The organism is Paludibacterium yongneupense DSM 18731 (assembly GCF_000422925.1).
GTDB classification, from domain to species: Bacteria; Pseudomonadota; Gammaproteobacteria; order Burkholderiales; family Chromobacteriaceae; genus Paludibacterium; species Paludibacterium yongneupense.
Genome location: NZ_AUGZ01000009.1, coordinates 47158 through 72444 on the forward strand (window position 1 = coordinate 47158; position 25287 = coordinate 72444).

The window sequence follows — 25287 nt, forward strand, 5'->3', positions numbered from 1 at the left end:
CTCAGCGTCCCAGCATCGGCAGCTTGAGCCCGGCACGGCGCGCGGTGTCTTGTGCCAGCTCGTAGCCGGCATCGGCGTGGCGCATCACCCCGGTGGCCGGGTCGTTGAACAGGACACGCCCCAGCCTCACCGCCGCCGCCTCGCTGCCATCGGCCACGATCACTACGCCCGCGTGCTGGCTGAATCCCATGCCCACTCCACCGCCGTGGTGCAGCGAAACCCAGGTCGCCCCGCCGGCGGTATTGAGCATCGCATTGAGCAGCGGCCAGTCACTGACGGCATCCGAGCCGTCTTTCATCGACTCGGTTTCGCGATTGGGGCTGGCTACCGATCCGGTATCCAGGTGGTCGCGACCGATCACGACCGGCGCTTTCAGTTCTCCGCTCTTCACCATCTCGTTGAATGCGAGGCCGAGGCGGTGGCGATCTTGCACCCCGACCCAGCAGATACGCGAGGGCAGCCCCTGGAAGGCGATGCGCTCGCGCGCCATATCGAGCCAGTTGTGCAGATGCGCATCGTCCGGGATCAGTTCCTTGACCTTGCGGTCGGTCTTGTAAATATCCTCCGGGTCGCCCGACAGCGCCACCCAGCGGAATGGGCCCTTGCCCTCGCAGAACAGCGGGCGGATATAGGCCGGCACGAAGCCCGGGAAGTCGAAGGCGTTTTCCACTCCCATTTCGAAGGCCATCTGGCGGATGTTATTGCCGTAGTCGAGGGTGGCGGCGCCGCGTTCCTGCAAGGTGAGCATGGCCCGGACCTGATTCGCCATCGAGGTCTTGGCCGGCAGGACAATGCTGTCAGGCGCCGTGCGGCGGCACTGCTGCCAGTGCTCGAAGCTCCAGCCTTGCGGCAGGTATCCGTTGACCGGGTCGTGGGCCGAAGTCTGGTCGGTGACCGCATCCGGCGTGATGCCGCGTGCGACGAGTTCGGTGAATACATCGGCGGCATTGCCCAGCAGCCCGACCGATACCGGCCGGCCGCTGCGTTTCGCGTCTTCGACCAGCGCGAGCGCTTCGTCCAGAGAATGCGCCTTGCGATCGACGTAGCGGGTTTTCAACCGCATGTCGATACGGCTCTCGTCGCATTCGACCGCGATCATCGAGAAGCCGGCCATTGTCGCAGCCAGAGTCTGCGCCCCGCCCATGCCGCCGAGCCCGCCGGTGAGAATCCAGCGGCCGGCGGGATTGCCGCCGAAGTGCTGTCTGGCGATAGCGAAAAAGGTCTCGTAGGTTCCCTGGACGATGCCTTGAGTGCCGATATAGATCCAGCTGCCGGCCGTCATCTGGCCGTACATCATCAGCCCTTTTTTATCCAGTTCGTGGAAGTGCTCCCACGTCGCCCAGTGCGGCACCAGATTGGAGTTGGCAATCAGCACCCGCGGCGCGTCGGCGTGGGTTCTGAACACGCCGACCGGCTTGCCGGACTGGATCAGCAGGGTTTCGTCGTCTTCCAGGTCCCTGAGAGAGGCCAGTATCTGGTCGAAGCATTCCCAGTTGCGGGCAGCACGGCCGATGCCGCCGTAGACCACCAGGGCCTGCGGATGCTCGGCGACTTCCGGATCGAGATTGTTCTGGATCATGCGGAAGGCGGCTTCGGTCAGCCAGCTTTTGCAGGTTTTTTCGCTTCCGCGCGGGGCGCGGATGACGCGGCTTTCGTCCAGGCGCGGGTCGTGGCTGTGCGGCGTATTCATGCGGGTCTCCTAAAGGGCGTACCGAAATGTCCGGTCGGGCCGGGGCGGCTGCCTGTCCGGCGCCGCCGCGTGGGCGGCTGGTGTTGATGTCTATACAAGATTGTCGCAGTGTAGCGCAGGTTTTTTGTATAGACAAGTTTGGCGTCCAGGCAAGAATCATCGTGCCGGGGACGCGGCGACAGGGCGGGTAGCGTGGAGCGAGGCGGGGAAACGGGAAGCGGGCGGCGGATGCCGCCGCGGGCTTACATGCTGCCTTCGAAACGGTAGCGCGAGGCCGGATGCCAGAGGGTGACTTCGGTAGCGACCTGGGCGTGGGCCCAGGTCTTGCGTTGCAGTACCAGGCAAGGTTCGCCGATGTCCATATGCAAGCGGTGGCGAGCCGTGGCATCCGGCATGCGCGCGGTGATCACGTACTCCGCCCGCTGCAGCGGGGCTTCGCGTGTCATGTAGACATTTGGCGTGATGGTGTGGAAATCCTGCTCCAGATAGTGGGGGTAGAGGTGAGGATTGACAAAGCGGTCCTCGAGCTGGATCGGGACATCGTTTTCGAAATGCACGAGGCGCGAGTGATAGGCATGGTCGTCGGCGGGCAGTCCCAGCACTTGCAGCGCGCGCGGCTCGACGGTCGTCTCCAGTATCAGAATCTCGCAGCGGTGCCTGCCGCCACGGCCGGCAATTTCGTCCGAGATGCTTTTGATCGCGATCAGCGTCGACTGATACTTGTGCGATGTAACGAAGGTGCCGGCGCCCTGCACGCGATTGAGAACCTGATCCACGGTCAGTTCACGCAAGGCGCGATGCACGGTCATGCGCGATACGCCGAACTGTTTGACCAACTCGTGTTCAGAAGGAATCAGGCTGCCGCTGGTCCAGATTCCGCTCTCGATTTGATTGCGGACATAGTCCTTGATCTGTACGTAGGCGGGGACCGGCTTGCTCGGGGTTTGGGACATGGCGTCTCGAATCGGTTTTGGTTTTTCGAACTATACCATGGAGTCGTTTCAGCGTGGTTTTCACTTGTATAGTCATTAGCGGCGCGGGCATCCGGTCGACGTCGTTGCGTACTTTTTGACGCATGAAAAACAAAGCTATCCAGGCGCAAGCCCGATCATTGGCAACTTGGACAGGTATGACTTGTATAGTCATTTGAAAGCGGGTCCATGCCGCTTCTCCCGGAGAGAGCCGGGTGGCGTGCGGCGACGGGGGGAGGCGCTCAGGGGGTCGGGCAGGGGGTCGGGCAGGGCGTAGTCGGCTTCGGCAGTCTCGTACCGGCGCCCAGGCAGGGTGACCGCTCTGGCCCGAGTCCGGCCATGGGGCAAACCTGCGTGGCGATGCGAGCGGCGGCGGTATTTGTCAAAGGGCTTGACTATCCAGCCCATGTACACAGTATATTGTATACAATTATTGGCCCGGTATCGCCGGGCGACCGAATGTCATCAGAATAGAGGTGTCAGCATGCAATTCGACGTATTGGCGCGCGAAGAGTCCCCGCTGCGGGCCGCGATAAGCGCCGCGCACCGGCGCGACGAAAGAGAATGTCTGCCGTGGCTGCTCGATGCCGCTGCAATGAGCGCGGCCCAGGTCGCGTCCAGCCGCGAACTTGCCCAGAAACTGGTGACGGCGGTGCGCTCGCGCCGCACGCGTTCCGGCGGCGTCGATGCGCTGATGCATGAGTTCTCCTTGTCCAGTCAGGAAGGCGTGGCTTTGATGTGCCTGGCCGAGGCCTTGCTGCGCATTCCCGACAGGGCCACGGCGGACAAGCTCATCCGCGACAAGATCAGCCGCGGCGATTGGCGCTCGCATCTGGGCAATAGTGCGTCCTTGTTCGTCAACGCCGCGGCCTGGGGGCTGCTGGTGACCGGCAAGCTGGTGTCGTCGCATAGCGAAGAGGGTCTCGGCGGCGCCGTGACCCGGCTGATCGCTCGAGGTGGCGAGCCCCTGATCCGCAAGGGCGTCGATATGGCAATGCGTATGCTGGGCAAGCAGTTCGTCACGGGCGAAACCATAGAGCAGGCGCTGGCCAACGGGCGCGAGCGCGAGGCCGCCGGTTACCGCTTCAGTTTCGACATGCTTGGCGAAGCCGCGATGACAGAAGCCGACGCCCAACGTTATATGGCGGATTACGAACGCGCGATCCACGCCATCGGCAAGGCGTCGGCCGGGCGCGGCGTATACGGCGGCCCCGGTATCTCGGTCAAGCTCTCGGCGATACATCCGCGCTATACGCGTGCGCAGCACGAGCGTGTGACGAGCGAAGTGTTGCCGCGGGTCAAACGGCTGATGTTGCTTGCGCGGGAGTATCAGATCGGCGTGACCATGGATGCCGAAGAGTGCGACCGGCTCGATATCGCGCTCGACGTCATCGAGGCGCTCGCGCTGGACCCGGATCTGGCCGGATTCGATGGCATCGGTATCGTGGTGCAGGCCTATCAGAAGCGCAGCCCGTTCGTGATCGATTATCTTGTCGACCTCGCGCGCCGCAGCGGGCATCGCTTGATGGTCAGGCTGGTCAAAGGCGCCTACTGGGACGCCGAGGTCAAGCGTGCCCAGAGCGAAGGACTGTCGGGCTACCCGGTATATACGCGCAAGGTCTACACCGATGTCAGCTATCTGGCGTGTGCGAAGAAGCTGCTGGCCGAGCCGCAGGCCATCTATCCGCAGTTTGCCACCCATAACGCCTACAGCATGGCGGCGGTGCGCGAACTGGCCGGTGAGCGCGAGTATGAGTTCCAGTGCTTGCATGGCATGGGCGAGACCCTGTATGACCAGGTGGTGGGCGACAAGGGGCTCGGACGCGCTTGCCGGGTGTATGCACCGGTCGGCTCGCATGAGACCCTGCTTGCCTATCTGGTGCGGCGCTTGCTGGAGAACGGCGCCAACTCGTCCTTCGTCAATCGCATTGTCGACGAGAGCGTCGCGATTGCCGATCTGGTGGCCGATCCGCTGGAGGAAGCGGCCCGGCTGAGAGGGGAGCCGCATCGGCGCATCGCCTTGCCGGAAGCCTTGTATGGCGATGCACGCCGCAACTCGCGCGGGCTGGACCTCAATAGCGAACCCGAGCTCGCGGCGCTGCAAGCGCAGCTGCTGGCGGCCGAGGCCCGCCGCTGGAGTGCGGCCCCCTTGTTGGGTGCCGGCACCGCCGAGGGGGGCGCGACGATGAGTGTGAGCAACCCCGCCGACCGGCGCGATACGGTGGGATGGGTGACGCTGGCGTCGGCGGCGGATGTCGAATCGGCGCTGGCCGCCGCGAGCGATGCCCGCGCCGTCTGGGCGGCGACCGGTATCGACGTGCGCGCAGACTGTCTCGAGCGCATGGCCGCGCTGATGGAAACGCATCGCGGCGAGCTGATGGCACTCGCCGTGCTCGAGGCGGGTAAAACCCTGCCCAATGCGCTGGGCGAAGTGCGCGAGGCGGTCGATTTCTGCCGCTACTACGCGGCGCAGGCCCGTGCCGGCTTGACGGCGCAAACCCATGCCCCGCTCGGGGTCGTGACTTGCATCAGTCCCTGGAATTTTCCGCTGGCCATCTTTTGCGGGCAGATCGCGGCGGCACTGGTTGCCGGAAACGTCGTGCTGGCAAAACCGGCCGAGCAGACCAGTCTGATCGCCGCCCGGGCCGTGGAGTTATGGTACGAGTCCGGAATCGGACGCGCGGTACTGCAGTTGCTGCCCGGCGAGGGGGAAGTGGTCGGTGCGGCGCTGGTGGCCGACCCTCGCGTCGACGGAGTCGTGTTCACCGGTTCCGGCGAAGTGGCGCGCTTCATTCAGCGCACGCTGGCGGCGCGCGGAGGCGATATCCCGCTGATCGCCGAAACCGGCGGCCAGAATGCGATGATCGTCGATAGTTCTGCGCTGCCCGAGCAAGTGGTGGCCGATGTCGTCAGCTCGGCCTTCGACTCGGCCGGGCAGCGCTGTTCCGCGTTGCGGGTGCTGTTCCTGCAGCGCGAAATCGCAGAGCCGGTGCTGGCCATGCTCAAAGGCGCGATGGCCGAACTGCGGGTCGGAAACCCGGCGCGTCTGAGTTGCGACGTCGGACCGGTTATCGACGATGCCGCGCGAGTCTCGCTGCTTGCGCATATCGAGTCGCTGACGCCGCACGCGCGTTCCTGCTTCCGCCTGACTCTGGACGGGGAGGGCGAGCATGGCAGCTATGTGGCTCCCACCCTGTTTGAAATCGACGATCTGGCACTGCTGCCGCGCGAAGTGTTCGGTCCCGTACTGCATGTCTTGCGCTATGATGCGGCCGATCTCGATGGCGTGATCGATGCCATCAATGCCACCGGCTACGGCCTGACCCATGGCGTGCATAGCCGCGTCGACGAGACGATAGAACGCATCCTGGCGCGGATCCGCGCCGGCAATGTCTACGTCAATCGCAATATTGTGGGCGCCGTGGTCGGCGTGCAGCCTTTCGGAGGAGAAGGATTGTCCGGCACCGGTCCCAAGGCCGGCGGGCCGCTCTATCTCTATCGTCTGACTCGCGGTCGCTGGAGCCTGCCGACCGATTCCCGGCCGGCGGACGCCGCCGTAGCACTCGAAGACAGCGCCGCGACGCGGGTATTCTGGTCCGCCGCGCGGCTGGCTGCGCTCAACGCAGCCAGCCCCTTGTCGCGACGCCATGAGCTGGTCGGTCCGACCGGGGAGTTCAATGTCTTGCGCTTCGCCCCGCGCGGTCGTGTTGCCTGCGTTGCCGGCGATGATGAGCGCATGCTGGAGCTCGTCGCGGCGACCCTGTGCTGCGGCAATGTGGCGGTACTGAGTCCCGGCGCGCTGGCCGGACGGCTCGCGACGGCCCTGCCCGGGCGGGTCGAACTGGCGACGGGCGAGCTGGAGTCGATGCCGATCGACGCCTTGCTGTTCGAGGGGCCGCTATCGCAAGCCGATGACATTCGTCGCCGGCTGGCGGCCCGGGAGGGTGCGCTGACGCCGCTTGTCGTCGCGGGGCCGGACGGAGTCGAACTCTTGAGGCTGGTGGTTGAGCGTGCGCTCAGCGTCAACACCACGGCAGCGGGCGGGAATGCCAGCCTGATGAGCATGGAGGAGTGAATTTCTAGACAAATCTGCCTGGGAGGTCTGAACAAGCCCGAGTTTTGCCGAGCAGATCGTTCAATGAATACCGCTGCTGCAGGCAGTGGATGTGCAGCATGGCCGATGGCGGATACCGTCGTCGGCCATGCGCCGGGATGATGGATTCAAACCGGAAGGCCGGGACGTGTTCATACCTTCCTTGACGGATGGCGCGAACAGAATGGCCTGGCGTGCGCAAGATTCCGCTTTGTTTCTTCCCCCTCCTGGTCGGGCTGGATTTGGGTTAACGGAGTCTTTTGGGGTTCTGCCTGTGAAAAGCTCACTGACGTCTGTCACGTGCCGTGCAGTGACAGACGCATCGTTCGCACAAGCTCAGGGGCGGCTGACTTCAACCGACCAGTCAGAACCGGATTCGATTTTGTGCTTAGCAGCATAGCTGCCCATATTGATGGCCAGCGATACACTCAGCAAACTATTCAGATATACCAGCGGCTGGCCTTCTGGCACGTCGCCAAAGGTATTGACATAGGGCGCGACGGTTTCATCTACTTGCTTGCCGGATTTGAAAATCCGGATGCTGACTTGTTCACCAGTCTTGATTCCCAGTTGATCAAACAGAGACTTCGGAATGTTGGTCCAGACATTGCCGTATTGCACATCCAGTACCGGCACCGCGCCCTTGAGGACATTGCCCACTTTTTCCGGCTTCTGATAGGAAATCCTGACTACGGCACTGGCCGGCAGCAGCGGACCAACCTGGTCAAAGCGGATCTTGCCGGAAGCCAAACGGGCGCCGGTATAGGCGTAGACATCGCGTCCATGGAAGGTATACGACTCGGACGATCCGGGTAGACGATTGCGTTTCTCGTCGATCTGACGCAGTTCTGCCACCCCGTCGCGTTCAGCGATCAAGGTCAACAAGCCATTGTTGGGATTGACGAAATAACGGCCGGAACGGGTTTTCAGTACCACTGACAAACGATCAGTTCCAACGCCGGGGTCAACCACTGATACAAAGACGGTTCCTTTGGGCCAATAATCGGCAGTCTGGTAAAGTCTGTAGGCACCCACCCAGATATCGTAGTCCGGGATTTCGTGGGTCAGATCGGAGACGGTGAGTTTCGGATCGACTGAGTAGGCAACGCCGCGCATGGCGGATACTGCACCGTCTTTGAGGCCAAAGTCGGTCATCAGTACCAGTGGTGCTTGTGCCTGAGCCAGAGTCGACAACAAGAACGTAGCGGCCAGAAGTATTTTCATCCATCTTCGCATAGCGGCTTCCTTTCATGAAATTTCTCGAGTCTATCGGCATGCAGAGGAAAGCCAAAGACAGAAATTACATAAGGATATGTTGTTCGTATGCGTCATATCGTCTGATTTTACGTCCATGGGCTGCCACCCGCAGACAGCGCCTTTCCTGACGCGTCCGGATTCGGCCGAGCAGATCGTTCCGAGCAACGCGTCGATTAAGCGGTAAGCCCGATTTCATTCTTCTTGGGCGCGCCTTCGCGTCCGAGCGGCAACGATGATGTGTCCTTTGCCCTTGCGCTTCACGCGAGCAGCGTTTTGCGCGCCAGCCGGATAGTGGACAGGGCGAACGGCAGGTGAAGCTGTGACGTATTTTTGTCGAGACCGTTGTATCTGATCCTCCGTTTCGGCTTTGATGGGGCGGGCTTGCCAGCGTCGTCAAGACATGCGAATAATGCCCGCTGACCCCTTACGGGGAGGGAGGGCCGGCTGAGACTGGCCGATAAAACCGATAAAAGAGGAAATGCAGCCATGCTTGCACACAAGTTGACGACTCTCGCGCTGGCCGCCGCCGCCACACTTTCCATCTCCGCCTGTGGCAAGCAGGATGCGGCCAAGGAGGGAAACGTCGCCTCCGGCAGCATCGCCGAAGCCGGCGGAACGGTCAAAATAGGCTTTGCCGCACCGCTGACCGGTCCGCAGGCTCATTACGGCGACGAATATAAAAACGGCGTGACGCTGGCCATCGAGGACGCCAACGCCGAGCATCCCAAAATCGGCGGCAAGCCCGTGACCTTCGTGCTCGATGCGCAGGACGATCAGGCCGACCCCAAGACCGCGACCCAACTCGCGCAGCGTTTCGTCGATGACAAGGTCAGCGGCATCATCGGCCATTTCAACTCCGGTACCTCCATTCCGGCATCCACGATCTATGCCAACGCCGGCATTCCCGAAATCGCGATGGCGACGGCACCGGCGTTTACCGCACAGGGTTACAAGACCGTATTTCGCTCCATGACCTCCGACACCCAGCAAGGCGGCGTGATGGGACGTTACGTGGTGGAGAAGCTGGGTGCCCGTCGCATCGTCATTGTCGACGACCGTAGCGCCTATGGCCAGGGCCTGGCCGACGAGTTCGAAAAATCGGCCAAGGCCGCCGGCGGCGAGATCGTCAAACGCGAGTATACCAACGACAAGGCGACCGACTTCGCCGCCATTCTCACTTCGATCAAGGCGGTGCACCCGGACGCGGTCTACTATGGCGGCGCGGACGCCCAGTCGGCTCCCATGGTCAAGCAGATGAAGCGTCTCGGCCTGACGATGCCGCTGGTGTCGGGTGAAATGACCAAGACCCCCGACTTCCTGCATGTGGCGGGAGCGGAAGGCGACGGCACGATCGCTTCGCTCGCCGGCTTGCCGCTGGACAAGATGCCCAAGGGCAAGGAGTACGCCGCGCACTACAAGGCACGCTTCAATACTGAAGTTGCGACCTATTCTCCCTATGGCTACGATGCCGCGCGAGTGATGATTGCCGCGATGAAGCAGGCCGATTCGGCTGAACCGGCTAAATATCTGCCGACGTTGGCCAGGATCGATTACACGGACGGCGTGACTGCCCCGCATATCGGCTACGATGACCGGGGCGATCTCAAGGTCGGTGGAATCACCGTCTACAAGGTCGTCAAGGGCAAGTGGACCGTACTGGAGACGATAGGCGGCGCCAAGTAATCCATTCCCGCAGACGCGCCCGGCGGCCGCGGCGCGTCTGCAATGAACTTTGACTCCCGGTTTTCTGTCACACTTGCTGCTGGCAGGGTGCGATGCCCTGCTTTCGTCCTTTACTTACACCTTTTTGACTATGGTGCGTCGCCGCAACGGCGCCGCGCCACTGCGTGGCCATGACTTTGCTCCGAACTCGCCATCGTTCCGCCCAGCCCGGGCAGGGCTCGGCCGGGAAGATTTTTTCCTGTGTCTTCTTTTCTTTTATTTGCTACCTGACGATAGGGATTCCGCTCGCGATCCTGCCTGGCTATGTCAATGTCCAGCTTGGCTATGACGCCGTGCTCGCGGGGCTGGCGATCAGCGTGCAGTATGTGGCCACGGTGCTGTCGCGGCCCCATGCCGGGCGAATGACCGACGTGCTGGGGCCGAAGCGCACCGTGCTCTATGGCCTGTTCGCGTGCGCAGGCAGTGGCGTCGCGACTTTTGCCGCCGCGCTGAGCGTCGCGACGCCGGTGCTGGCGCTGTCATCCTTGATCGCGGGCCGGCTGTTGCTTGGCGTCGGCGAGAGCATGGTCGCCACCGGCGCCATCATGTGGGGCATAGGCCGCGTCGGCGCCGGGCAGACCGCGCGGGTTATCTCATGGAATGGTGTCAGTACGTATTCGGCGCTTGCCATCGGCGCACCGCTCGGAGTCCTGCTGGAGCAGCATGGCGGCCTGGCCGCGACGGGGCTGCTGGTCGCCGTGCTCGCGCTGGCGACCGTGGCGCTGGCCTGGCGCCAGCCCGGGGTGGCCATCGTTGCCGGCGCTAGAATGCCGTTCCGGCGGTTATTGCGCCGCGTATCGCCCTACGGTCTCGGCCTGGCGCTGGGCGGCACCGGCTTCGGGGTGATCGCGACTTTCATCACCCTGTATTTCGCGCACGAGCACTGGTCGGGCGCGGCGATGACTCTGTCCCTGTTTGGTGCCGGCTTCATCGGCGTGCGTTTGAGTTGTGCCGGCGCCATCAATCGCTTCGGCGGCTTTCGCGTCGCCATCGTCTCGTTCCTGGTCGAGGCCATCGGTCTTGCCCTGTTGTGGCTGGCCGGCGGTTCGGCGCTGGCCTTTGTCGGAGCGGCGCTGACTGGCATCGGTTTCTCGCTCGTGTTTCCCGCGCTGGCGGTCGAGGCGGTACGCGGCGTCCCTTCGCAAAACCGCGGTACGGCGTTGGGAGCCTACTCGGTGTTTGTCGATTTTTCGCTCGGGATGACGGGACCGCTTGCCGGTGCCATCATCAACGGTTTCGGCTACCGCGCGATGTTCCTTTCGTCGTGCGGCGGCGTTGTATTCGCCTTGTTGCTGTCCGTGTGGCTGTCGTCGCGCGCGCGCGGTGCGATCGCCGCGTGACAGGGCGGTCGCGTCCTTGACAGTCCGCAGACGGAACCCTAGTCTGGCTGCAGTCATCAGAGTGGCATATATGGACACCGCGCATTCGGAAACATTGCAACTTGGCCTCGGCTATCGCGTCAACCAGCTGCGCTCGCTGCTGGTCGACGCGATAGAGCAGGAGCTGTCGCCGCTCGGTCTGACCGCGGCGCAGTGGATGGTCATCGTTGGACTGGGGGATGCTCCGGGCCGTGCCGCTTCGCCGGCGCAGTTTGCCCGCAAGCTCAGCTACGATGCGGGTGCGATGACGCGCCTGCTCGATCGACTGGAAAAAAAAGGCTTCGTCGCGCGTGCGCCCGATTCCTGCGACCGGCGCATGGTGGTGCTGACGCTCACCGAACGCGGGCAGCAGATCTACCCACTCGTCGTCGCCGCTTTGCAGCGGGTCGAGTCGCGCTTGTCCGCCGGATTCTCGACGGATGACGTCGCCACTTTCAGCCGTTTGCTGGAACAGGCGATGCTCAATTTGTGATTTAATTGGCATATTGACTAGGCAGTAACAGCCTGGGCAGACTTTAAGCAACGCTTCCCCGGGGACAAAAGGAGGGCACCATGTTCGACAAAATCCTGATTGCCATCGATGCCTCGCCACAACGCGACTATGTTCTGGAGCAGGGGGCGCAGCTCGCCCTGCGTTGCAAGGCCGAAGTCCACGTCATCTCCGTGACCGATCCTGTTTCGCGCAACGGTCTGGCGCTGGTTGAACCTGTGGGTGAGTACTTCGACGACATCGAGCGCAATGCGCGCGATGTGCTTGCACATGCGCGCAAGGTGCTCTTCGATCGCGGGCTGGCCTGCACCGTGCATAGCGCACGCGGCGTGGCGTCCGAAGAAATCGCGCGCCAGGCGCAGTTGCTTGGCGTCGGCCTGGTGATGATAGGCCATCGTTATCTGGGGTGGCTCGACCGTCTGGTCAGCCATTCGGTTGGCTGGGATCTGGTGGCGCAGGCGCCGTGCAGCGTGCTGGTGGTCTTGCAACCCGACCCGAAGCCCTGAGCCGTGCCGGGCGCGAGTCTGTCCGCTCGGTGCCGCGCTGCTGCCGTCCTGGCCGGGCCGTCGACAAGCGGGCGGGTTTCCGCCGGTTGAGAAAGGCCGCTCAGGCCGCTTGCCACGGGGAATCGGTAAGTCGGGAACCTTGCCGGGTTTCGAGTGCGACATGACCGTCGCGCAGCCAGGATTCGAGAGCAAACACGCCCTGCGGCGATTCGACTTCGATCTGCAATAGATCGGTGTCGGCCGCGTGATAGATCGCGGCCGCCTGCTCGCGGCTGAACGGTATGTCCGCGCGCAGCAGCAGCTGCAGCGGACTCGCTTCATTCATCAGCAGGTTGCCGCTGGCAACCGACATGCCGGCCTTGCCTATCAGTCCCCAATTCCAGTCCATGCGGTCGAGCATGGCCGACAGTTTTTCCAGGGCGGTCATGGCGGGAAAGTGAGCCCATGCCGTGTACAAACGCCAGGTCTTGGCCCACCAGAGGCTCTCCGGAGTGACGACGGTCACGACCTGATCGCGCGGCACGTAGGCGTCGACATGCTCCTCGCCGCCGGGCGACAGCAGGCGGATGGGGATGAAACTCGGAACAATCAGCGGCTCGCGTCGCACGGCCAGCGGAATCCGGCCGAGCCAGGCGCGCGTGGCCCACGCCGGCAAGGGGGCGGTCGCCGTCAGCTTGGGGTCGGACGAAACGAATAGCATGTCATGCGTACGCGTCAGTATGTTTTTGGTGACGGACATAAAGCTCTGGCCTGATGAACGCAGCGATGGCGGCGTGGCGACGGTGTGTGGGGGGGCAATAATATCAGTATTGATTATAGTAAAGTATAAAGGATATCTATGCCTGCTTGCTCCTAAGAGCGTTGTCAACGTGGCAGGTTCCCGTCCAGGGTCCAGATTTTCGCTTCTTCCTGTAACAAGGCGGCAAGAGCCCGAGTCGCGGGTCCGGCGCCGCCAGGATCGGCCAGGGTCAGAAAAATGCAGGCCGCCCGGCTTCTTCCCTGACCCAGCGGCAGTTCCAGCAGGCGGCCGCCTGCCAGCTCTTCTGCGATCAGATGTCGCGGCAGCCAGGCAAAAGCCAGGCCGGAAGCGACCATCGCAATCGATGTCTGTACCCGGCTGACGGTCCAGCGCTGTTTTGCGCCCAGCCAGCCTGCATCGCGCGGATCCTGGGTGCCGGAGTCGCGGACGACTGCCTGCGTGTGTTCGACCAGGTCGTCCGCCACGAGCGTGCGTCCGAGCTGATGCAGCGGGTGGTCGGGCGCGGCGACGGCGACAAATTCGACATCGATCAAGGCGTCGCCGAGAAAGCCGGGCGGGACCCGGGCGCCGACAGCCAGATCCACCTGACCGCCATAAAGCGCCTGGTCTGCACCGGAGAGAACGACTTCGTGCAACTGCAAGCGAGTGTTGACGCATTGCCCGGCAAAGCGGTGCAAGGCCCGCAGCAGCGGCGCAGTGGGAAACGCGGTGTCGACGGCGAGCCGCACTTCTGCCTCCCAGCCCTGCTGCAGGGCGACTGCGCGCTCATCCAGACGCGCGAGCCCGTCCACAAGGGGCACCGCCTCGCGCAGCAGGGTTTCGCCTGCCGCCGTCAGCCGCATGCGACGCCCGTCGGCTTCGAGTAGTTCGACTCCCAGTTGCTGCTGCAAGCGCGCCAGTGCGTAGCTGACGGCCGACTGACTGCGGTGCAGTGCCGCAGCCGCCTGGGCGTAGCCGCCACTTTCGACCACGACTTGCAATACACGCCAGTGCTCGGCCTGGCTGCGCGGCATTCTGCCCGGTTTCATCTGAATTCCTGATGTTTTTGCGTGAAAAAATGCGCTTTTTAGTCCAATTGTTTGTGAGGATACTATAGGCATCGTTCCGACGCATTCAATCAGGAGAGTCACAATGCAACAAACAACACTCAGCCGCGAAGTCGAACGTCTGGTCGAAGGCATGGCGGCTTCCGATGGTGCGGGTGTCAGACTCAAGCGAGTTCTTGGCGGAGAGCTGCAGCGGCGGCTTGACCCGTTTCTGATGCTCGATGAATTCGGCACCGACGATCCCGCCGATTACATCGCTGGGTTTCCCGATCACCCGCACCGCGGTTTCGAAACCGTGACCTATATGCTGGCAGGACGTATGCGCCACCGCGACAACGTCGGCAACGAAGGGTTGTTGACGCCGGGCGCCGTGCAATGGATGACGGCCGGTCGCGGTATCGTGCATTCGGAAATGCCCGAGCAGATCGAAGGCCGCATGCAGGGTTTCCAACTCTGGGTCAACTTGCCGGCGGCGCGCAAGATGATCCCGGCCGCCTATCGCGATATCGCACCGGAGTGCGTTCCGGAGATCAAGCCGCAGCCGGGCGTCGCGCTCAAGATCATCTCCGGCGAGGTCGATGGGCATCGCGGCGCGGTGGAGGGCAATGCCACCGATGTGCTCTTTCTCGATATCGTGCTGGAGGCCGGAGCCACCTATGCGGCGGCGATTTCCGGCGGACACAATGCCTTCGTCTATGTCTACGCCGGCGAAGCCGGCATTGGCGGACGCGGCCAGGCGGTCGGCGCCGGTACGATGGCGGTGTTGAGCAATGCGCCGGGGGCGACGGGGGCGACGCTGGAAAGCGCGGCCGGGGCGCGGATGATCTTGCTGGCCGGGCGGCCGCTCAACGAAGCGATCGCACAGTGGGGACCATTTGTGATGAATAGCCGCGAAGAAATCGAGCAGGCGATTGACGACTATCGCAATGGCCGTTTCTGATGCCGAAATGCGGGCGGACGGGGCCTCCCGTCTGCCTGTATATATCCGTAAGGTATATATTTAACATTAATTATAATTTATTGATATAAATATAATTTGCTACAGTGGTTCCCATACCGCGCGGACACGCTTCGCGCCACCGATCCCTTTTCAGGAGCCACTTGATGAAAACCTTGCGTGCAATCCTTTCTCTCGGCTTTATGCAACTGGCCCTGGCCGGTGCGGCCAGTGCTCAATCCGCTCTCGACGAGATCCGCAGCGCAGGCGTGATCAAAGTCGGTACCGAAGGAACCTATGCCCCGTTCACTTTTCATGATACCAGCGGTGCGCTGACCGGCTTCGATGTCGAGATTGCGCGCGAGATCGGCCGTCGCCTGGGCGTCAAAGTCGAGTTCGTCGAAGGCAAGTGGGACGGACTGATCGCCGGGCTCGATGCCCGTCGCTACGATGCCGTGATCAACGAGGTCAGCATCACCGATGCCCGCCGCGCCAAGTACGATTTTTCGACGCCGTATATCGTATCGAAGGCTGTGCTTATCGTCCGCTCGGATAATAATGCGATCAAATCGTTTGCCGACCTCAAGGGGCGGCGCGTGGCCGAGTCGCTGACCAGCAATTTCGGTCAACTGGCGCGTAGCCAGGGGGCCGAGCTGGTCGGCACCGACGGGTTCAACCAGTCGGTCGATCTGCTGCTGGCCGGGCGCGCCGAGGCGACCATCAACGACAGCCTGTCCTTCCTCGACTTCAAGAAGCACAAGCCGGATGCACACCTGAAAGTGGCGGCGACGGAAGCCGCGGCCGAAGCGGAAGGCGTGCTGATCCGGAAGGGAAATCCGGAACTGCTGGCCGCGATCAACAGCGCTCTGCTGCAGATCAAGGCCGATGGCAGCTACCAGCGCATCTCGCACAAGTATTTCGGTGCCGACGTATCGCATTGATCCAATGAAACCGGTCCTCGCCAGCGGGTGGCGAGGGCTTGCTGCGAGTGCCTGTTTATGCCGTCCTGGTTTTCCCTGATGCTGAGTTCGTTCTGGCCCCTGCTGTCGGCCGGTTTGATGTTTACGGTGCCGTTGACGCTGCTGTCCTTCGCCGGAGGGTTGAGCCTCGGATTTCTCACCGCTATCGCCCGCCTGTTCGGGCCGCGCTGGCTGGTGCAACTCGTGCGGTTTTATGTCTGGCTGATCCGCGGAACGCCGCTGATGGTGCAGTTGTTCATCATCTTCTATGGATTGCCGAACCTCGGGGTGGTGATGGATGCCTTCCCGGCCGCGCTGATCGGTTTCATCCTCAATGTCGGCGCCTATACGTCCGAAGTGATACGGGCTGCCATTCAGTCGGTGCCCAAGGGACAGTGGGAAGCGTCTTATTCGATCGGCATGAGCTGGTCGCAGACCATGCGGCGCACCATATTGCCGCTGGCGACGCGGGTGGCGGTGCCGCCCTTGTCGAACTCCTTCATTTCGCTGATCAAGGATACCTCGCTGGCCGCCGCTCTGACCGTCCCCGAAGTGTTCCAGGTGGCGCAACGGATTTCCGCCGTAACCTACGAACCCCTGATCCTGTATTGCGAGACCGCCTTGATCTATCTGTTGTTCAGTTCTGTCCTGTCCGCCGCTCAGACCCGGCTGGAACGGCGCGTGGAGCGGCATGTGCCCGCGCTGGAGGCTGGCCGATGATTCGACTTGGAAAGCTGGAAAAGCGTTTTGGCGACCAGTTGGTGCTGGCCGATATCGACATCGAGATTGCCGAGGGCGGTGTCACCGCGCTGATCGGTCCGTCGGGCAGCGGCAAAAGCACGTTGCTGCGCTGTGTGAACCTGTTGGAAATGCCGCAGCGGGGCAGCTTGCGTCTGGGCGAGGAGGTGCTGGAGTTTCGCCCCGGCACGGCGCCGTCGCGCGCGGGGGTACATGCCATGCGCCTCGCGAGCGGGATGGTGTTTCAGAATTTCCAGCTGTTTCCGCATCGCACCGTCGTGGAAAACGTGATGGAAAGCCTGCTGACCGTGCATCGCTGGCAACGCGAGCCGGCGCGCGAGCGCGCACTGGCCTTGCTGGATAAGGTAGGCATGCGGCACAAGGCCGATGCATGGCCGGCGACCTTGTCGGGGGGGCAGCAGCAAAGAGTCGCGATCGCGCGTGCGCTGGCGCCTTCGCCGCGGGTTTTGCTGTGCGACGAACCGACCTCCGCGCTCGACCCCGAGCTGGCGGGCGAAGTCGTCGACGTGCTGGCGCAACTGGCGCGCGAGGGCATGACCATGCTGATGGCCACGCATGATCTTCGTCTGGCCGCGGCGATCGCTCACGAGGTGGTGTTTCTCGATGGCGGCCGCGTCGTCGAGGCGGGGACGGCGCGCGATATTTTCACTCGCCCGCGCCAGGCGCGGACGGCGGCCTTCGTGGCCAGTCTCAGCGAGACCTTGCCTGAGTCCTGGTCTATCTGAGGCGGCATCCCGCCGGGAGGCATGCTAAGCTGCGCCAACGGGAGCGGCACAAGGTTTCGGCCGCGCGGCGGACAAACGGCAGCAGAAGAATAGAAGAGACTCGCGATGACGGATGAACTCGTGCCCGGACGGGAACTCGCAGCCCTGCGCGCTCTGCAGAGCGACAAGTGGCGCCGTTTTGGCCCCGATGTGCTGCCGGCGCATGTGGCCGAGATGGATTACCCCGTCGCGGCCCCCATTCGCGCGGCACTGGCCGGGCGCATATCGCGGCAGGACTATGGCTATCCTTTGCCCGGGGGCCGCGACGGCGGGCGCCTGCTGGCCGAGGCCTTTGCGCAGCGCATGGCCGATCGCTTCGACTGGAGTCCGGATCCCGCTCTGGTGATCCCGATGGGCGACCTGGTCCAGGGGCTGTACGCCTGTGTGCTGGCATTCAGCGACCCCGGCGACGGCGTCATCGTTCTGATGCCGAGCTACCCCAAGATTCGCGAGGCAGTGACCGCCAATGCTCGCCGCTTGCTGGCGCTGACCTTGCGCGACGATGGCGAGCGCTTCGCTTTCGACCCCGCCGAGCTGGAGGCACTGGCCTCCGATCGCGCGCGGCTTCTGATCATCTGCAACCCGCATAACCCGACCGGACGCGTGTTCAGCCGGGCGGAGCTGCGTGCGCTCGGAGAGTGTGCCGAGCGCCACAATCTGATCGTGCTGGTCGACGAAGTGCATGCCGATCTGGTTTACACCGGGGCGCGGCATCTGTCCTTCGCCGGGCTCGATCCTGCTTTTGCCGTGCGCAGCGTGACGCTGAATTCGGCCACCAAGAGTTTCAATATTCCCGGTCTGCGCTGCGCGGTTGCGGCTTTCGGCGACCGCGCATTGCTGCAGCGCTTCTCGCAGCGCATCCCTCCGCGCGTGCTCGGCGATCCCAATGTTTTCGGGCTGGATGCGACGCTGGCGGCATGGCAGGACGGACAGCCGTGGCTGGCTGCGGTATTGACCGAACTGGAGGCGGCGCGCGACAGGGTCGTGACGGTCTTGCGTGCGGCGGCTCCCGCTATCCGCATTCGCGCGCCGGAAGCGACGTATCTGGCCTGGCTGGACTGCAGCGGTCTCGAGCTTCCTGTGACGGCTTCAGACTATTTTCTGCGCGCGGCTGGGGTGGCCCTCAGCCCGGGACAGGCGTTCATTCCCGGCGGCAGTGCATGCGTACGGCTCAACTTCGCGACATCGCCCACCCTGCTCGAGCACATACTGCAGCGCATGCTCGATGCGTTGACACGGGGATAGCCCGAGCGCGACGGCTTGTCCTGGCCTGGTCGCCGCCCGACCGGGGAGGGGAGGGGGCGATAGTCTCGGGAGAACCGCTGGCGGCGGGATCGCGGACGGGGCGCACCGCCCGGCAGGCCGCCCCGTCCGATTGTCCCTGCACCACGTCGCGTCATCCCTGCTCCGCTTCGGTGCATCCGTCGTGCCGTTGCGGTCCTATCCTCCTTGTCCGGCGGGTACGGATGTTGCTGGACCTTTGTGGACGGCGTGAGCCGAATCGTTAACGACGCGACACGAGGTTCAGCATGGATCGCTTACAGTCTTCCCTTCTTTCGACTCCGACATCCCCACGCGCTGCAGCAATACCGGCGCCGGAGGCCGCGGGCGACTCCATCAACCGGACGCTGGATCAGGTCAAGCAACTGGTATCCAGGCTGGACTTGCGTTTTCAGGAAATCGGTTCCATCACCGGTACGATCAACGGCCTGGCCAAACACAGTAATCTTCTTGCCCTGAATGCCGCGATCGAGGCGGCGCGGGCGGGGGAACAGGGGCGCGGTTTTGCCGTTGTCGCCGACGAGGTGCGCCGTCTTTCCGAGCGGACGTCCAGTGCGACGGCCGATATTTCAGCCATGATCGCATCGATACAGTCCGAGAGTAATCTGGCGGTCAGCGGTGTCGAACAGGCCGAGCGCGATTCCGTGCTGCAAATGGCCTCGCTGCTGGCCGAACGCGATGCCGCACGTCTCGAGCGCCGTTTCGCGCGCATGGCGGCTTCGCTGCACGGCATAAAGTTCATGATCCAGGGAATCAAGGAACGCGGAGTGACACCACGGCGCGAGGCGGTAGACGCCATGATGGCCGAGTGCCTGCGCAACAACCCCGATCTGCTCGCTTTTTCCTGCGGTTGCGAGCCACAAGCGTTCGATGGGCTGGACGCAGAGTATGTCTCTGCCCCGGGGCACGACGCGAGTGGTCGCTATGTGCCGTACTGGCACCGTGGCAACGGAGCCATCGCCGTGGAAGCGCTTGCCAATTACGACCGCCCCGGCGAGAACGATTTTTATGAATTGCCGCGGCAGACGCGGCGGGATGTCTTGATGGAGCCGTACGAGTATCCGGTCGGCGGCAAGCCGGTGTTGATGACCTCGCTGATGTCGCCGCTGCTGGTCGGCGGACGTTTCATCGGCGTTGTCGGCGCCGACTATGGTTTGTCGCAACTGCAACAGGAGTTCGCTCAGAAGCGCCCGTTCGGCATCGGGTCCATCATGCTGGTGTCCAATCAGGGGATCTATGTCACTCACCCCGATCCGGCCCAGCTCGGGCAGCGGGCGCGTGACTTGCCTGCCGCCGCGCTGGACGCGGTACGAGAGGGGAAGGCGTTTCGTTATGTCGACGAACAGGGGCAAGCGCGCGTGTTTCAGCCGCTACGCATCGGCGAGGTCGAAACGGCATGGTCCATGGTTGTGGCCTTCGATCTGCGCGAGGCGCTCGGACAGGGGTGAAGCGGCGGATGGGCAGAAGACCGGGGCCCGCGACGCCCGGTCTTCTGCCGTAGCGGGCGCGCTGTCACGCGGAAAGCAGTTTTCCGCTCTTGATGACACTGTTGGTGGCGACTTTCGCGACCGAGGCGCCGGCCATGGCGTAGGGGTGATTGCTGACGGCATAGACCATGCCGCCGTAAGCTGAAGACAGCGTGACGACGGTGTCGTCCAGCGGATCGATGATATCGGCGACCGGCTGTCCGACCGTGACGACGTCACCCGGTTCGACATGGAAGCAGACGAGACCGGGGAAGGGCGCCTTCAGATTTTCCGATCCGGCCAGCGGCGTCGCCGGGAAGCGCAGCTCGGGCAGCAGGGGCGCGGCCGCACTGTGGATCAGGCCGCGCAGACGCAGAAAGTCGAGGATGGCGGCGGCGTCGCGGGAGGCCAGTGCGTGCGAGACCTGGCGCTGGCCGCGCAATTCGACGGTGACGGCCAGGCAGGCCATATCGATGGGGACCTCGAGGCCGTCGGCGAGGCAGCGGTCGCGGATATGCCACCAGGTCTGGCTGCAGGCTTCGTCGAACGGCTCGTCGCCGGATTCGGTGGCCAGCAGCTGGGCGCTGGAACCGAGCAGGCGCGCGAGGGGGGCGCATTGTTCCCACAGCGGGGTGCCGGTATAGACGTGCAAGGCCGCGTGCAGGTCGCAGTGCAGGTCGAGCACGATATCAGCATCGGCCGCGAGCGACATCAGTATCGTACGCTGGCTATCCAGTTCGCTCTCGTCTTCGCGCAAGGCGAGTTCGCTGCGAATGGCGGCACGGATCAAGCGGGTATTGCCGGCGGCGTCTGCCCCGAGCCTTTCCTTGACCCGTGCGTAGACGGCATCGCTCAATCTCGGGTAGTGGCGGTTGAAATTGTTGCCGCTGGCGAGTTCGAAACGGCCCAGAGGAGTCCCCAGCAAAGCTTGCGCATGGCCGATCGGATTGGCCTGTGGCACCACGATGATTTCGCCGGTCACGCAGCCCTCGGCTTCAAGGCGATTCAGTTCCCGTTTCAGATACCACGCCACCAGCATGCCGGGGAGTTCGTCGGCATGCAGGGAAGCCTGGATATAGGCTTTGCCGCCACTGTCCGGCGCACCGAAATGAAAGCTGGAGACGGTGCGGCGCGTACCGAGGCAGCCGCTTTTCAATGTGTGTTCGTGACGTTCCATGATGACCAATCGCAGCAGGTGGAGTAGATAAGCGGCTCAAGCAACGATTGTGCCTCAATTTGCCTGCCGCGGCTAAGGCTCGGCCCGACTCTGCGCGGCGGATCGTGCGCCCCCGCATCCTTTTGTCGGGCCAGGACGCGGGGCAGGGTAGAATACGGCCTGAATCGTGAACAGGCGGACAGCATGGCGGTAAAGAAAAACACTAAATCCGGACCGGCTCCGGTACGGGCGGAAGATGAAAAGCGCTGGCAGCGCGCCGAAGCCGCGTGTCGCGGCGTGGTCGATGTACTGATGCAGTTCGAGCGCGACGGAGGGGTCGATCGGCGCGAAACGGCTCGCCAGTATATCGGCATGACAGCGGTCCACTATCGCAAAATCCGCAATGGAAAGGTTCTCGGCCCCGCCGATTTCAATATTGCGGTAGCGGTGTGCCAGCATGCCTTGCGCGCCTTGCAGGCACTGGATCCAACCCTGGAGTTCGTCGATTGGAAGCAGGCCGACGCCTTCAGGCAGGTCCGGGCGCAGGCCGATGGCGTACTGGCCGATTACCGCGTGCTCAAGAGCGGCGGCAAGGCCGGCGGATAAGTCCAGTGGGCGGCCAGCCCGCAAGAGGCTGGCGGATCAGGGCCTCTGCGCTGCGAGTTGGACGTGCGCGCTGCGGAGTGTCTCCAGCGCCTCCTCGTACAGAAAATGCTCGACCCGGTGTTGCAACTCGGCCCCCGCCGGTCCGAGCGCGCTCTTCAGCAAGGCGCCGTGCGTCTGCACGATCTGATTGGCCTGCGTGTCGCTGCTGTCGAGCAGCGGCTCCAGTTCGGCCAGAACCTTGCGCACGGTGTTCCAGTCCACCGCCTCGTCTTTGCGCGCGGCCGTTTCGGCCGGAAGTGCCGCGAGGATGGCTGTAGTCAGGGCCTGCATGGCCGACTCCAGCGCGACGGTGAGGGGGGCCATGGCCTCCGGGGCCAGTCCGCTTTCTATCGCACTTTCGATCTCCTGCGCCAGCCGCTGGATGCCGCTGGCGCCGAGGTTGGCGGAACTGCCTTTCAGGGTATGCGCGAGTCTTCCGGCTGTTTCACTGTCGCCCCGGGCCAGCATCTCGCGCAGACGTGCGACGTCGTTGATGTGGCTTTGCACGAACAGGCGCAACAGGCGTATATAGGGCGCGACACGGCCGTTGAGTAATTTCAGGCAGCGGGCCGCGTCGAGTTCGGGGATGGCCGACAAGCGGGCGAGAATCGCCTCCGCCCCGTTTGGGCCGGACTCGGGCCGGCGTGGCTGCCCGGTTTCCGTTCCTGCCGGCAGCCAGCGTAGCAGCGTCCCGAACAGGCGCTCCGGATCGACCGGTTTGGCGATGAAATCGTTCATGCCGGCGGCACGGCAGCGTTCCCTGTCCTCGTCGAAAGCGTTGGCGGTCATCGCCAGGATGGGAAGCGTGGCCATGCCCGGCAGCGCACGGATCGCGCGCGTGGCCTCCAATCCGTCCATGCGCGGCATCTGCACGTCCATCAGTATCAGGTCGTAACAGCCGTCGCGTGCTTTTTCGAGGGCTTCGTAGCCATCGTTGGCCACGTCGACTTTCAGACCGGCCTCGAGCAGCAGTTCCAGCGCCACCTCCTGGTTGATCCGGTTGTCTTCTGCCAGCAGGATGCGCCGCCCGAAAGGCACCGACAGCAGCTTCTGCTCGGCGACTGCCGGCGTTTCCGCCAACTCGGCCAGCGTGAGCGCACTCTTGCCCAGGCGGGCAGTAAACCAGAAACGGCTGCCCTGGCCCAGGCGGCTCTCCACGCCGGCCTCGCCATTCATCAGTCGCGCGAGGCGGCGGGTGATGGCCAGGCCGAGCCCGGTACCGCCGAAACGGCGCGAGGTGGTGGCATCGATCTGTTCGAAAGCTTCGAACAGACCGGGCATTTTTTCCGGCGCGATGCCGATGCCGCTGTCGCTCACCTCGAAGCGGACCAGCTGATCGCACACGCCGTCCTCCTCCAGTACGAGACGGACGGTGATGTGACCGCTTTCCGTAAATTTCACCGCATTGGACAGGTAGTTGAGCAGTGCTTGCGCCAGACGGGTCGCGTCGCCAATCATGACGGGCGGTAGCGGCGAGGGCTCGACGACCATGCCCAGGCCCTTGTCGCGCAGGCGAGGACCGATCATCGATATCACATTATCCAGCATGCGCTCGACGGCGAAGTCGGCGATGTTGAGCGCGAGCTTGCCGGCTTCGATCTTGGAAAAGTCGAGGATGTCGTTGATGATCAGCAGCAGATGGTGCGAGGCATCCACGATTTTCGCGAGCTTGGTTTTTTGCGACGGACTGGCCTCTCCGCGTTGCAGCAGGTGGGTGAGCCCGACGATGGCGTTGAGCGGGGTGCGGATCTCGTGGCTCATATTGGCGACGAAGGCGCTCTTGGCTGCGCTGGCCGTCTCGGCCGCCGCCTTGGCCTGTTCCAGTTCGTGGGTGCGTGTCTCGACCAGTTCTTCGAGGTGGTGGCGATAGCGTTCCAGTTCTTCGCTGGTGCGTTTGCGTTCGGTGATGTCCTCCTTGATCGCCACGAAATGGGTGATGCGATCGTTGGCCTGGCGGATGGGAGTGATGATGGCGAACTCGATGAACTCGCTGCCGTCGCGGCGCAGATTGCACAGTTCGCCCTGCCAGGTCTGACCGCTCAGTATCGTCCTCCATAGCAGGGCGTAGGTCTCGGGTGAGGTGTTGCCCGATTTCAGCAAGCGCGGATTGCGGCCGATGACCTCATGGCGCGCATAACCGGTATTGCGTTCGAAGGCCTCGTTGACGTATTCGATATCGCCCAGAAGATTGGTGATCACGACGCTGCCCGGGCTCTGCTCGACCGCTTGTGCCAGTTTTCTGACCTCGGCTTCGGCCTGTTTCTTTTCGGTAACGTTGCGGTCCAGACCGCGATAGCCGAGCAACTGGCCGTCCGTATCCAGGATGGGCATGCCATTGCTCTGCACCAGACGCAGACTGCCATCGCGGTGCAGGTTGACGGTATCGAGGTCGCGAAACGATTCGCGCCGCGTGGCGATCTCTCTCAGCCGTTCGCGCGCGCGATCACTCTCGCCGGGCGGCATCAGGTCGAACGGCGTCTTGCCGAGAATGTCCTGCGGCGTATAACCGAGCAGCGTCTGCACGCTTTCGGATGCATAGGTATAGCGCGCTTCGGCGTCCAGCTCCCAGAACCAGTCGGCCGAGGCTTTGACAATGTCATGAAAGCGGCGCTCGCTCGCGCGCAGGGCGAGTTCGGCCTCCTTGCGCTCGTTGATGACATCGAAGATGGCGACGAATATTTCCCGCTGCGGACTGTAGACCGAGATTGCGAACCACAGGCGCAGCGCGGAGCTGTAGGTCTCGAAACGCTCAGGCTGGCCGCTGAGCGATACCCGGCCATAAGTGCGGATCAGCTCTGCGTCCGCCTCCAGGATGCCGGGCACGACCTCGCTGACCCTGCGCCCGATCACGTCGGCCAGCCCGGTCAGGCGGGCGAAGGATTTATTGACATCCAGATAGATGAAATCGACTGGCCTGCCGTTTTCGAACAGCATGCGGCAGCGGGCGTAGCCGTTGATCATGTTCTCGAACAGCGAGCGGTAGGTCGCCTCGCTTTCGCGCAGCGCGTACTCGGCATTCAGGCGCGCGCGCCGCTCGCTGCCCTCTTCGCGCGCGCGGTGAATCGCCGTCGGCAGCCGTTGCAGATGGTCCTTGAGAACGAAATCGGCGAGTCCCAGCCGCAGCAGATCGACTGCCGTTTCTTCTCCCACGCTGCCGGAGACCAGGATGACCGGCAAGCCGGGGCAGCGCGCCTGCAGCTGCCGCAAGGTGGCTTGAAATTCCATTCCCGGCACATTGTAGTCGGATAAGGCGATATCCCAGTGTTCTTGCAATGCCTGATCCAGTTGCGCGTCGCTATCGACGCGCCGGCACTCGGCGCTCAGATCGCTTTGTCGCAAAGAACGTTGCAGCAGACTGAAGTCGGCGATCTCGTCTTCTATGATGAGGATTTTGAGCGGAGTCATG

The 25287-nt window shown here is 63.3% G+C and carries 19 protein-coding genes; 12 read left to right on the forward strand and 7 right to left on the reverse strand.

Features of this window, described 5'->3' with window-relative positions; all coding sequences use genetic code 11:
• Position 1: 1 nt before the first annotated feature.
• Together hutU and hutC are read right to left on the reverse strand one after the other, a co-directional pair.
• Positions 2–1690 (reverse strand): urocanate hydratase, encoded by a 1689-nt coding sequence (hutU, locus tag G520_RS0105665; RefSeq protein ID WP_028534802.1) that lies wholly within the window; start codon positions 1688–1690, stop codon positions 2–4.
• 242 nt (positions 1691–1932) lie between these two features.
• Positions 1933–2643, reverse strand: coding sequence for a histidine utilization transcriptional repressor HutC (hutC, locus tag G520_RS0105670; RefSeq protein WP_028534803.1), 711 nt, complete (start codon positions 2641–2643; stop codon positions 1933–1935).
• Between the two features lie 502 nt (positions 2644–3145).
• On the opposite strand from hutC, the gene putA reads away from it, so the two are divergent.
• Complete coding sequence (gene putA / locus G520_RS0105675; protein ID WP_028534804.1) at positions 3146–6736, forward strand: bifunctional proline dehydrogenase/L-glutamate gamma-semialdehyde dehydrogenase PutA; 3591 nt, start codon at positions 3146–3148, stop codon at positions 6734–6736.
• Positions 6737–7090: 354 nt separating this feature from the next.
• On the opposite strand, the gene G520_RS0105680 is transcribed toward putA, so the two are convergent.
• Positions 7091–7978 (reverse strand): SAM hydrolase/SAM-dependent halogenase family protein, encoded by an 888-nt coding sequence (locus G520_RS0105680; protein WP_028534805.1) that lies wholly within the window; start codon positions 7976–7978, stop codon positions 7091–7093.
• 519 nt (positions 7979–8497) lie between these two features.
• Between G520_RS0105680 and G520_RS0105685 the strand changes: the two genes are divergently transcribed.
• The 4 genes from G520_RS0105685 to G520_RS0105700 all read left to right on the forward strand — a co-directional run bounded on the left by G520_RS0105685 (position 8498) and on the right by G520_RS0105700 (position 12108).
• Positions 8498–9694: a branched-chain amino acid ABC transporter substrate-binding protein gene (locus tag G520_RS0105685; protein WP_028534806.1), complete on the forward strand. Its 1197-nt coding sequence runs from the start codon at positions 8498–8500 to the stop codon at positions 9692–9694.
• 170 nt (positions 9695–9864) lie between these two features.
• Positions 9865–11073, forward strand: a complete 1209-nt coding sequence (locus G520_RS21715) for an MFS transporter (protein ID WP_051229090.1) — start codon at positions 9865–9867, stop codon at positions 11071–11073.
• A gap of 70 nt (positions 11074–11143) precedes the next feature.
• Entirely contained in the window at positions 11144–11584 is a 441-nt protein-coding gene (locus tag G520_RS21720; RefSeq protein ID WP_051229092.1) for a MarR family transcriptional regulator, read from the forward strand.
• 80 nt (positions 11585–11664) lie between these two features.
• Positions 11665–12108, forward strand: a complete 444-nt coding sequence (locus tag G520_RS0105700) for a universal stress protein (RefSeq protein ID WP_028534807.1) — start codon at positions 11665–11667, stop codon at positions 12106–12108.
• A 100-nt stretch (positions 12109–12208) separates the two neighbouring features.
• On the opposite strand, the gene G520_RS0105705 is transcribed toward G520_RS0105700, so the two are convergent.
• Positions 12209–12847: a phosphoribosyl-dephospho-CoA transferase MdcG domain-containing protein gene (locus G520_RS0105705; RefSeq protein ID WP_028534808.1), complete on the reverse strand. Its 639-nt coding sequence runs from the start codon at positions 12845–12847 to the stop codon at positions 12209–12211.
• Positions 12848–12972: 125 nt separating this feature from the next.
• On the reverse strand, positions 12973–13896 hold the full coding sequence (locus tag G520_RS0105710; RefSeq protein WP_036665483.1) for a LysR family transcriptional regulator: 924 nt from the start codon (positions 13894–13896) through the stop codon (positions 12973–12975).
• A 103-nt stretch (positions 13897–13999) separates the two neighbouring features.
• Between G520_RS0105710 and G520_RS0105715 the strand changes: the two genes are divergently transcribed.
• The 6 genes from G520_RS0105715 to G520_RS25665 all read left to right on the forward strand — a co-directional run bounded on the left by G520_RS0105715 (position 14000) and on the right by G520_RS25665 (position 20062).
• The gene (locus G520_RS0105715) at positions 14000–14854 is read left to right on the forward strand and encodes a pirin family protein (protein ID WP_036665485.1); all 855 of its coding nucleotides are present in this window, start codon (positions 14000–14002) and stop codon (positions 14852–14854) included.
• 164 nt (positions 14855–15018) lie between these two features.
• On the forward strand, positions 15019–15792 hold the full coding sequence (locus G520_RS0105720) for an amino acid ABC transporter substrate-binding protein (protein WP_028534811.1): 774 nt from the start codon (positions 15019–15021) through the stop codon (positions 15790–15792).
• A gap of 57 nt (positions 15793–15849) precedes the next feature.
• Complete coding sequence (locus G520_RS0105725) at positions 15850–16530, forward strand: amino acid ABC transporter permease (RefSeq protein ID WP_028534812.1); 681 nt, start codon at positions 15850–15852, stop codon at positions 16528–16530.
• A complete protein-coding gene (locus G520_RS0105730; protein ID WP_028534813.1) occupies positions 16527–17294 on the forward strand; it encodes an amino acid ABC transporter ATP-binding protein in 768 nt (255 codons plus the stop codon). The genes G520_RS0105725 and G520_RS0105730 overlap by 4 nt, the downstream gene beginning before the upstream one ends.
• 105 nt (positions 17295–17399) lie before the next feature.
• Positions 17400–18578: a MalY/PatB family protein gene (locus tag G520_RS0105735; RefSeq protein ID WP_028534814.1), complete on the forward strand. Its 1179-nt coding sequence runs from the start codon at positions 17400–17402 to the stop codon at positions 18576–18578.
• Positions 18579–18862: 284 nt separating this feature from the next.
• On the forward strand, positions 18863–20062 hold the full coding sequence (locus G520_RS25665) for a methyl-accepting chemotaxis protein (protein ID WP_084637496.1): 1200 nt from the start codon (positions 18863–18865) through the stop codon (positions 20060–20062).
• 64 nt (positions 20063–20126) lie between these two features.
• Here G520_RS25665 and G520_RS0105745 read toward each other — a convergent pair whose 3' ends face one another.
• Complete coding sequence (locus G520_RS0105745) at positions 20127–21257, reverse strand: succinylglutamate desuccinylase/aspartoacylase family protein (protein WP_028534816.1); 1131 nt, start codon at positions 21255–21257, stop codon at positions 20127–20129.
• Positions 21258–21440: 183 nt separating this feature from the next.
• Here G520_RS0105745 and G520_RS21725 point away from each other — a divergent pair, with 183 nt between their 5' ends.
• Complete coding sequence (locus G520_RS21725; protein ID WP_051229094.1) at positions 21441–21842, forward strand: hypothetical protein; 402 nt, start codon at positions 21441–21443, stop codon at positions 21840–21842.
• A gap of 36 nt (positions 21843–21878) precedes the next feature.
• Here the strand turns inward: G520_RS21725 and G520_RS21730 are convergent, their stop codons facing one another.
• Positions 21879–25286, reverse strand: a complete 3408-nt coding sequence (locus tag G520_RS21730; RefSeq protein ID WP_036665488.1) for a PAS domain S-box protein — start codon at positions 25284–25286, stop codon at positions 21879–21881.
• Position 25287 lies beyond the last annotated feature (1 nt).